Source organism: Methanospirillum sp., assembly GCF_028679455.1.
Classification (GTDB): domain Archaea; phylum Halobacteriota; class Methanomicrobia; order Methanomicrobiales; family Methanospirillaceae; genus Methanospirillum.
Genome location: NZ_JAJRBM010000164.1, coordinates 1 through 8,318, shown reverse-complemented (window position 1 = coordinate 8,318; position 8,318 = coordinate 1). Strand labels below are relative to the sequence as shown.

Genomic DNA, 8,318 nt, shown 5'->3' with positions numbered 1-8,318 from the left:
GCATCATCATCGGGTCGCCAACCTACTTCTCAGATATCACTCCCGAAGCAAAAGCACTCATCGACCGGGCAGGATTTGTAGCGATTGCAAACGGAGGTCTCTTCTCCCGAAAGGTTGGAGCAGGAATTGCGGCAGTCAGACGTGCAGGGGCAGTATCTGCTCTTGATTCGATAAACCATCTCTTCGGTATCTGTGACATGTTTACAGCAGGCTCCACCTACTGGAACCTGGGAATCGGGCTTGAACCCGGAGATGTAGATCAGGATGACGAGGGAATCAGAACCATGGAACGTCTTGGCGAGAATATTGCCTGGTATATCACCAGAACAAAACCCTGATTGGGAATGCAACTCATGATAGCGGGAAGATCACCAATCCTATGACTTCACCAGATCATACCAGTCCAGGAGATACAAAACAGGGATTCTCTCACCCAGGCCTGGTTATCCTGCTTGGTATGATCCTGACCGGATTTGTCATCGTTGCAGTGATAATCCAGTTCCTGCCAATGAGCGGACTACAGGATGCCATCGGCGGATATGCTCCATTAGATCTCACTCCCGAAGAGCAACAGTGGATCGAAGAGCATCCTGAAGTATGGGTCTGCCCTGATCAGAACTATCCTCCATTTGAACAGATAACCAAATCAGAAGATTATCAGGGAATATCAGCAGATCTGCTCCGTGAGGTTGCAAAGAGTACCGGGCTGCACATACGCGTATCACATGAAAATAACTGGGATAACTGTATCGAGAAGATCAAAGACGGGAGTGCTGACATCCTCGGTGCCGTATACATCTCCAGCCTGAGGGATGAGTACCTGATATATTCTGAACCGTATTATCATTCGCTCCTACCCATCATCACCCGCTCAAACACCAGAACCGATATGACCCTGGACCAGTTATCAGGAAAGAGGGTCGCATCAGTAGGTAATTTTACCACAACCCTGCTGCTCAGAGAGCAGTATCCTGATATCACGGTTATCGAGGTTCCGGATATAAAAACCGGTCTGCGAAAGGTCTCACTCGGGACAGCAGACGCATATTTTGGAGATATGGCTGCTTCTACCTACTATGTAGAGTCTGAGGGGATAAGCAACCTCCACGTTGCAGGAACCTACCAGCCACAGAACGCTGATGATTTCTCGTATGCATTCGGAGTCAGAAAGGATTCCCCTGAACTGGTTGGGATCATCAACAAGGGACTCAGGGCAATACCCTCTGCCAAACGTGATGAGATCTTCAGAAAGTGGATCTCACCCACCATGACCAGACCACCAATCAGCCCTGTACTGGTCATGAGTGTGATCGGCATTGTGGCAATTCTGCTTCTGGTAACCGGGATGGCAATGCTCTGGAACCGAACCCTTACCCGGGTTGTTAAGGAGAAAACCGCAGACCTGGCCAGGGAACTTGCAGAACATAAAAAAACGTCAGATTCCCTGCTCATAACCAGATTCACTGTGGATCACAGCCATGCAATGTTTCTCTGGGTAGATAACACGGGAACCATCCGTGACTTCAATGAGACACTCTGTAAGGAGACCGGCTATTCTCCCCAGGAACTGTTTCATAAACCACTGGATGTCCTGGATGCCAGGCTTACAGGTCAGGCCCTGAATGAACTGGTTACCCGTGTTCGGAATGAAGGACGAATCAGACTTGAAACTGATCTCACCATCAGAGACGGAACCACCATTCCGGTTGAGATCGTGTTGTGGTACTTCACCTATGAGGGAACTGAGTGGTTCTGCGCAGAGATGCAGAACATCACCGAACGCAAAGAGCAGGAATGTTCAATCCGTGAGAATGAGGAGAAGTACCGGGATCTGTTCCAGAACGTCAATGATGCCATTGTTCTGTTTACCTTTGACGAGCATCTGCTCCCCGGAAGGATCATCGAAGTAAACGGCGTCGCGAGTATCATGACCGGGTATTCATATAAAGAACTCTGTCAGATGCAATATGATTCGTTAGGAGAAACAACCCTCCCGATGATGACCGATCCGGATCACCACGGGTTTTCCACCCGCCTCTTCAGATTTGAGTGGGCACTTCATACCGCCACCGGCACCACGATACCGGTTGAGATCAACCTCCATGTATTCGAGCGTGGAGGGGCGTTCTTCGGGCTTTCCGTAATACGGGATATGACTGAACGATACCAGTTCGAGGTTGAACGTGAGGCCGCGATCACCCAGATTCAGCGCAACATGGCTGAACTTTCACTTCTCAACGATGCAATCAGAAATCCGCTCAGCGTCATTCTCGGAGTTGCGGAGATCCATACCAATGAGGAAACGACAGTGATTGAAGATCAAGTCCGGAAAATTGATGGTATGATCAATCAGCTTGACCGGCGATGGATGGAATCCGAGAAGATACTCAATTTCCTGAAAAAGCATTACGGGATGGTGATCTCACTTGATGAACAGAATCGTGATCAAAACCGGTGATATCGGATCAGAGATCTGAGAATACTGTGCCCACAACGCCTTCATAGGGTTTAAAGACCGAGATCCTGATAGCCCCGTTCCGGGTAGGATGCTCCATTACCCGTACGACCGGAGTTCCTGATTCATATACCTCACCTAACAGGTCGAGGAGCGGAGGCGGCACTATGCCAAAGACCATTGACCCGGTCATTCCTATGATCTCTTCCCGGGATCTCCCAATGAACTGCTCGTATGCGGGATTGATATCGATAAACCGGTAATCGGTCACCTTGCCGGATTCATCAGTGATCATCTCCCTGATGGCATGACCCTCATTCATATGGACGATGAGAGACCGGTACTGCAGTTCCTGATGATGGGCGTGGTCCCCGATATGCTTGATCTCATCTAACTGATCCCTGAGCTCTTCTTCAGTTCCGGCGATCTGATCATAGGCAACCCTGAGATCTTCTTCAACCTTGATCCTTCGTGCGATCTCCCGTGCCTGCTGGACATTCTGCAGCCCTTGCAGTGATAACTGACCGGCAATGATGAACAGGGCATCTGCCACGCTTTGGAACTGAACCCTGCTCATCTGAGGCACCATTGTAAGAGCCTTTTCAAAAACCTGACGATCTGCCCCGATCTCATCAGCATAGAGAAGCATCCGGTCATAATCAGCCTCTTCATCAAGAACCTGTCCGATGAGCCAGTTTGCAACATGCCTGTTCCCGATACTGATACTGGTTCCGGCATCCCAGAGCCCTCCTGAAAGACAGGGGGAGATTACCGGACCCTCAGGGTGATACCTGCCCAGAACCGCATCAGAGACATAACAATTCCTCTGTCCTTTTTCAGTATTTCTGATGACATCGTTGCAGAGTTGACAGAAGTTGCTCGGCCTGGTGATCGGTGTTCCGTCAAGATGGGTAATGAGTGAGGCAACTCCTGTTGCGTTGGAGAATGCATCCTGAGTAGCTTGAATATCGTCCAGGCTGAAGACATCAAGAAACGTAAGTGATTCGGTGTCGATATCAGGACTGGTCAGCGATACAATCTTATGCCTGATCGCATCTTCAGCACGCTTTCTTCGGACAGCCTGCCTGATATTTGAGGCGAGTTCAATATACTGGGACCTGGGATCTCCACCTTTCTGAAGGTAAAAATCAGCACCGACATTCAGGGCTTCTATCGCAACCGACTCACGACCTTTCCCGGTAAAGAGAACAAACGGCAGATCTCCAAACCGTGACCTGACGATCCTGAGCAGTTCGATCCCGTTCATAACCGGCATATCATAATCTGATATTACCGCATCAAACTGACGCGAGTCAAGAAGTGCAAGGGCTTCCTCTCCGCTTGTTACCGTCTCAACCGAGATATCATTCATCCGCTCCAGAAATAACTTGCAGATCTCAAGGATGGATATCTCGTCATCTACTGAGAGTACGGTGATCATGATGGGTTGGTTGTGGCAGGTAGTTCAGGAGTTAAACCTGAATAACTATCATCGGGGGCGGTACTTAACCATTTGGAACTGCCGTCTACTTCCTGTGAAACATATCAGATAATTCCTGAAGCCCTCTGACTTTCAATATTTCACCAACATCAACCCCGATGATATAGGTAGGGAAGAACCCTGCCATGTGGCTGCGGGTGATTGCATGGATCCTGGACTCAAGAACCAGGGAGCGGAGTACCCGGGAAGCGGACATGCTTGAGCGGTCAGACAGGTTATCACGGGCCACTTCAAGTCTTGATACCAGTTCACTGCAGATATTCCGGGAGATTCGCCTGCTTAATATACTCTGCATGTACTGCATCACAATGAACTGACTGCACCAGAGAATGATAATCCAGAGACTTGTCCGGTTCTCAATAAAATTCGTTGCATCAACATAGATGCCCAGAGTAATACCAGGGAGGAGGATCGCAATAAGCAGGATAATTGTGGCACAGGATGCAATAGCTACCACTATCACACCACCGATGCCCATCAGCAGGTACCGGATCCAGTGTTCACTGGATAGTACTGACATCGAGCGGACGAAAAAGGAGAATTGACGTTTCAGGTACGTGAGATCAAGGTATAATATGAGAATCCCCAGGCATTGTATCACAATCAGCAGCGATGTCAGAGGGGAAATTGATCCGGTTACTCCAAGTATGATCGCAAACAGCAACGAGATGCTGTAAATCAATACCATTCCAGAAGTAAGTGGCATGATACTCAGGATAAAGAACCTGATTACCAGTTGCAGAACAATGGTCCGGTTTCTGATAAGGTGCAGGTTTTTTATCCAGATATGAAGCGGGTCACGGGAATCGCCTGATATCGTCGCCGCTTTTCTGCGAAAGAGAGAGGGAAGGAGGATCAGCACCAGGGGAAACATCGGATAGATGAGATAGAAGTAGAGACTGGCCTGGATCCAGAGCCCAAGATATGTCCCGGTGCTTACCATCAGGCAGACAATATTCAGGATGAATGCAGATGCCAGGGCACCATACCCGGCTGGTGGAATCATGTCAGTATCAATACCGGTAATGAGTGAGTGAAGGCGATCTATCTCTCCATCAGCGGCAGTAGCCAGGTCAGCATCGAATTCATCAGATACACCCGGGCATATGTCAGACTCATACGCACCCTCATCAAACAGGGTATCCTCATCCATCTGGTTAGGTATTGGATGATATCTCATATATTTCTGTAGAAGAGAACCTCCCTGATACAACGATTTATTAGGGTTTCTCTCCAACGGCTATCTGGACGAGTCCAATGCCATCGATTGAGGAGTTTCTCTATCCCCTCCATGAGGGTATCTGGGAGGTCATTATCCCCAGAGATCAGGTTACTGAACCGCTTGGAGACGGATGGCTCAGTTCTCCGATCAATATTCCGACACCGGGGACCATCGCCAGTTACCGGAAAGGTCAGTATCACCTGCATGAGACCGCCACTGATCTCCGGATTCATCTCGACCGGTATGACCCAAAAAAACATCCTATCCTTCATCTGATCGATGATGCTCCCCTGCTCCTGATGATATCAGAGACCTTCATAACCCTCATCTCATTCACCAGGTCAGGCACTATCCATACTCTTGCCGGAGAACTCCAGAATCAGACAAAAACATACCGTAATCATATCATTCTTGGAGTTCTGGCGATTTTTCTCGGCATCATCATCGTTGCAGTACCTGACCTGACTTTTTTAGGGCTTACCACACTTATAATTCCTGGTATCGTTCTCATCTTCGGACTTATTACCGTGAGGTATGGAGTTGGTACCAGACCACTGAGAATAACGGATCGGAATGATATCATCAGGGGAGCCTGGATTATCGGAGGAGCCATGATTCTGGGATCGTTCTCCCCGATATTCTGGGGTGCAATTATCCTTGCCGGTCTTGCTGGATGGATGTTTGCCACATCACTCATCCTGTTAAGAAGGATCCTGAAAGGAAGAAAAGCAGTTCCTGAAGGGTTCCTGAGCAGACTGATCATCGGTGCAGCATCTCTGATGCTCGCGATATGTATTTGTATTGCCCCGGTCTCGGTGCTGATGATCGGAATGGATATCCTGGGAATACTGATTATAATTCTCGGGCTTGTGAGTATCCTGATAGGAATCAGACTCAGAGTAATGATGCAGGAAAACCGGGACGATCCCCGTTCATAAGCGGGTGAATATCTTTGAGATCAGGTGAAAAAAGGTGATCACCGGGAACGGGAAAAGAACTCATCGCCGCTCCTTGATCCAAGACCGGGGTGCGTATCAAAGCGTACGACGCCGACAACTGCCTCTCCTGCAACTGCCTGTTTGACTGCTGCAGTCCCTTCGATGCCAAATCCTCCGCAGAGTTCTATTGCTTCAATTCCTTCTGCAACCAATTTCTTTGCCGTTTCACAGGCCATCTGATAATCAGCAACACCGACTACCGTCAGGATCACTTCTGATGTACTGACCACGGAACGATGTTGTATCGGATCTGCATCTGAAGCCACAAACATGAACGCTGCTTTCAGTACCATATCTCCAAGTTATCCCTGCCAGCAGATATATCCTCACAATCCTGAATCTGAACAATGATAGAAGAGATGCAACAAAAAAGGTGTTGAGATCAGGTGGTGGTGATATGAACGGTATCATCGGATGAGACCAGCAGAGTGAACTGAAGCACCGAACCGGCAGCCACCATCTCCTGCTCTCCGGTGTACCAGTTCGTGACGGTCTGCTTCGGGTAGTAGGCATACTGGTAACTACCCTGATCGGCAGGGATGGATATCGGGAAGGTAACCTGGTACATTCCTTCATAACTGCCTGAAGACGGATATCTCAGGGTATCTGATAGCCAGTTATATCCGGTTCTTTCAAGTTGAACGGTCTCCTGCCCACTTAATCTTGCCTGCATATTTGCCGGTACTAATACCAGGGTGGAATCGGTCCGGGAAGAGGGAGCGAGATTTGCCAGCGTCAGAGTAATATCACCGGTTTCTCCCGGTTCGGCATCAGCTGCAACCGAAGCATCAGCCATGCTCAGGCTCATCGGCAGCGAACTGAGCGGGGGGTAATAATAGGTCGGAGTGGCGGTCGCAGTTGCAGTTGCGGTTACAGTCGCCGTAATGGTAACCACCGGGGTGATAGTAACGGTAACATTTGGCGTAATGTTACCGGTTGTAGTCGGGGTGGGGGTAACTGTCTCCGTAGGAGTTCCATTTTCAGTGGGAACTGAAGTGATGGTTGCTGTTGCTGCCGCAGTAGTTGCAGTCGTTATCGGAGCCGTTGTTTCACTCGTGGTGGGAGCGGTAGTTTCTACAGTAGTCACTGATGCCGCCAATGTTTCAACAGCTTGTGTTGCCGTTTCCTCCACGGTGACCGGGGCAGATAATGAGAGCAATGAAGTCTTCTCCGAATAATCAGCCTGGTCTGAAAGGGTAGGAGCAGGTGGTTCCTGGTAAACCTCAGTCCCTATAGTAACTGAGGGGTGTGCCCCGGCAGGGATACTTTCTAAAAGATCCTGTGCGGGTTCAGACGTAGGAGATACAACCAGAGGCTCGGTTATGGCACTGTTATCCGGTGGCTGAGAGACCGGTGAGAGGGAGGGAAGTTGCTGGGGGGTTTCGATAGGAGCTGCAACCTGAACTGGTGCAGGAGCCACAACTGGAGCAGGAACGGGCGTCGGAACAGGAGTAGGCACGGGAGTACTGATAGGAGTATCAGTGCTGATCACGGTATTCGATGACGAGGATTCTTCACCGGCAACAGTTGCAACCCCAATCAGAGCACACAGAAATATAAGGGTTTCAAGCAGGATGATTCGGTATAACTGCATGATATCACGAAATTTAGATGAAAATGGTTCAGCGATCCTACTCAGAATAACCCGTGCACCGTGTTCAGGATACAGGGAAACTCTGAATCATCGGGAGTATCAGGCAGGATACACTGCAACAGATAACCCGATACCTGGATTGAATACAGGATCGTCTGCTCATCTGAATATAAGGAATACCAATGGTTCTGGTTGAATAATCATTGATTCTGGTTTTAGAGCACACCAGAACATACCAACGACGAACCTGTCATCAGGATATCGTCCACCAGAATAAACAACCACACCCGGCGGATAGCGGAAGAGTTGGTTACGCATTCTTTTTCTTGCGCCATACCGAGTCGAATTATGGATGTATGGGAAAAATTTTCCAGATCGGGAATGGGGAGCATGAATGGGGTTTTATTCATAGTAATCACCCTGGTTATTCTCATGGTGTGCACAACAACAGTCTCATGCTCCGCTGCGAGCAATGCGGTAGACTGGAACAGTCTGGGAGAGTCATACTACAGCGGAGGAGAGTATGACGATGCAATAACTGCTTACAT

At 49.0% G+C, this 8,318-nt stretch carries 7 protein-coding genes; 3 read left to right on the top strand and 4 right to left on the bottom strand.

Translation table 11 applies throughout. The annotated features are described in order from the left end of the window. A partial coding sequence (locus LUQ50_RS05605) for a flavodoxin family protein (protein ID WP_300037443.1) occupies positions 1 to 338 on the top strand: 338 nt, incomplete at its 5' end. A gap of 41 nt (positions 339 to 379) precedes the next feature. Continuing rightward, positions 380 to 2,458 (top strand): transporter substrate-binding domain-containing protein, encoded by a 2,079-nt coding sequence (locus tag LUQ50_RS05600; protein ID WP_300037440.1) that lies wholly within the window; start codon positions 380 to 382, stop codon positions 2,456 to 2,458. A gap of 7 nt (positions 2,459 to 2,465) precedes the next feature. Here the strand turns inward: LUQ50_RS05600 and LUQ50_RS05595 are convergent, their stop codons facing one another. Further along, positions 2,466 to 3,896: a PocR ligand-binding domain-containing protein gene (locus tag LUQ50_RS05595; protein ID WP_300037437.1), complete on the bottom strand. Its 1,431-nt coding sequence runs from the start codon at positions 3,894 to 3,896 to the stop codon at positions 2,466 to 2,468. Between the two features lie 85 nt (positions 3,897 to 3,981). After that, positions 3,982 to 5,136 carry a hypothetical protein gene (locus LUQ50_RS05590; RefSeq protein WP_300037434.1) on the bottom strand — a complete coding sequence of 385 codons (1,155 nt, stop codon included), beginning with the start codon at positions 5,134 to 5,136 and terminating at the stop codon, positions 3,982 to 3,984. A gap of 77 nt (positions 5,137 to 5,213) precedes the next feature. Here LUQ50_RS05590 and LUQ50_RS05585 point away from each other — a divergent pair, with 77 nt between their 5' ends. Then, complete coding sequence (locus LUQ50_RS05585) at positions 5,214 to 6,116, top strand: hypothetical protein (protein WP_300037431.1); 903 nt, start codon at positions 5,214 to 5,216, stop codon at positions 6,114 to 6,116. A gap of 38 nt (positions 6,117 to 6,154) precedes the next feature. Here the strand turns inward: LUQ50_RS05585 and LUQ50_RS05580 are convergent, their stop codons facing one another. Together LUQ50_RS05580 and LUQ50_RS05575 are read right to left on the bottom strand one after the other, a co-directional pair. After that, positions 6,155 to 6,469: a DUF6506 family protein gene (locus LUQ50_RS05580; protein ID WP_300037429.1), complete on the bottom strand. Its 315-nt coding sequence runs from the start codon at positions 6,467 to 6,469 to the stop codon at positions 6,155 to 6,157. A gap of 89 nt (positions 6,470 to 6,558) precedes the next feature. Further along, a complete protein-coding gene (locus LUQ50_RS05575; RefSeq protein ID WP_300037426.1) occupies positions 6,559 to 7,770 on the bottom strand; it encodes a hypothetical protein in 1,212 nt (403 codons plus the stop codon). Positions 7,771 to 8,318 lie beyond the last annotated feature (548 nt).

Bases quoted from the DNA above. Each gene is read 5' to 3' on its own strand.
- LUQ50_RS05600 (WP_300037440.1), top strand. From the start codon at position 380: ATGACTTCACCAGATCATACCAGTCCAGGAGATACAAAACAGGGATTC.
- LUQ50_RS05595 (WP_300037437.1), bottom strand. From the start codon at position 3,896: ATGATCACCGTACTCTCAGTAGATGACGAGATATCCATCCTTGAGATC.
- LUQ50_RS05590 (WP_300037434.1), bottom strand. From the start codon at position 5,136: ATGAGATATCATCCAATACCTAACCAGATGGATGAGGATACCCTGTTT.
- LUQ50_RS05585 (WP_300037431.1), top strand. From the start codon at position 5,214: ATGCCATCGATTGAGGAGTTTCTCTATCCCCTCCATGAGGGTATCTGG.
- LUQ50_RS05580 (WP_300037429.1), bottom strand. From the start codon at position 6,469: ATGGTACTGAAAGCAGCGTTCATGTTTGTGGCTTCAGATGCAGATCCG.
- LUQ50_RS05575 (WP_300037426.1), bottom strand. From the start codon at position 7,770: ATGCAGTTATACCGAATCATCCTGCTTGAAACCCTTATATTTCTGTGT.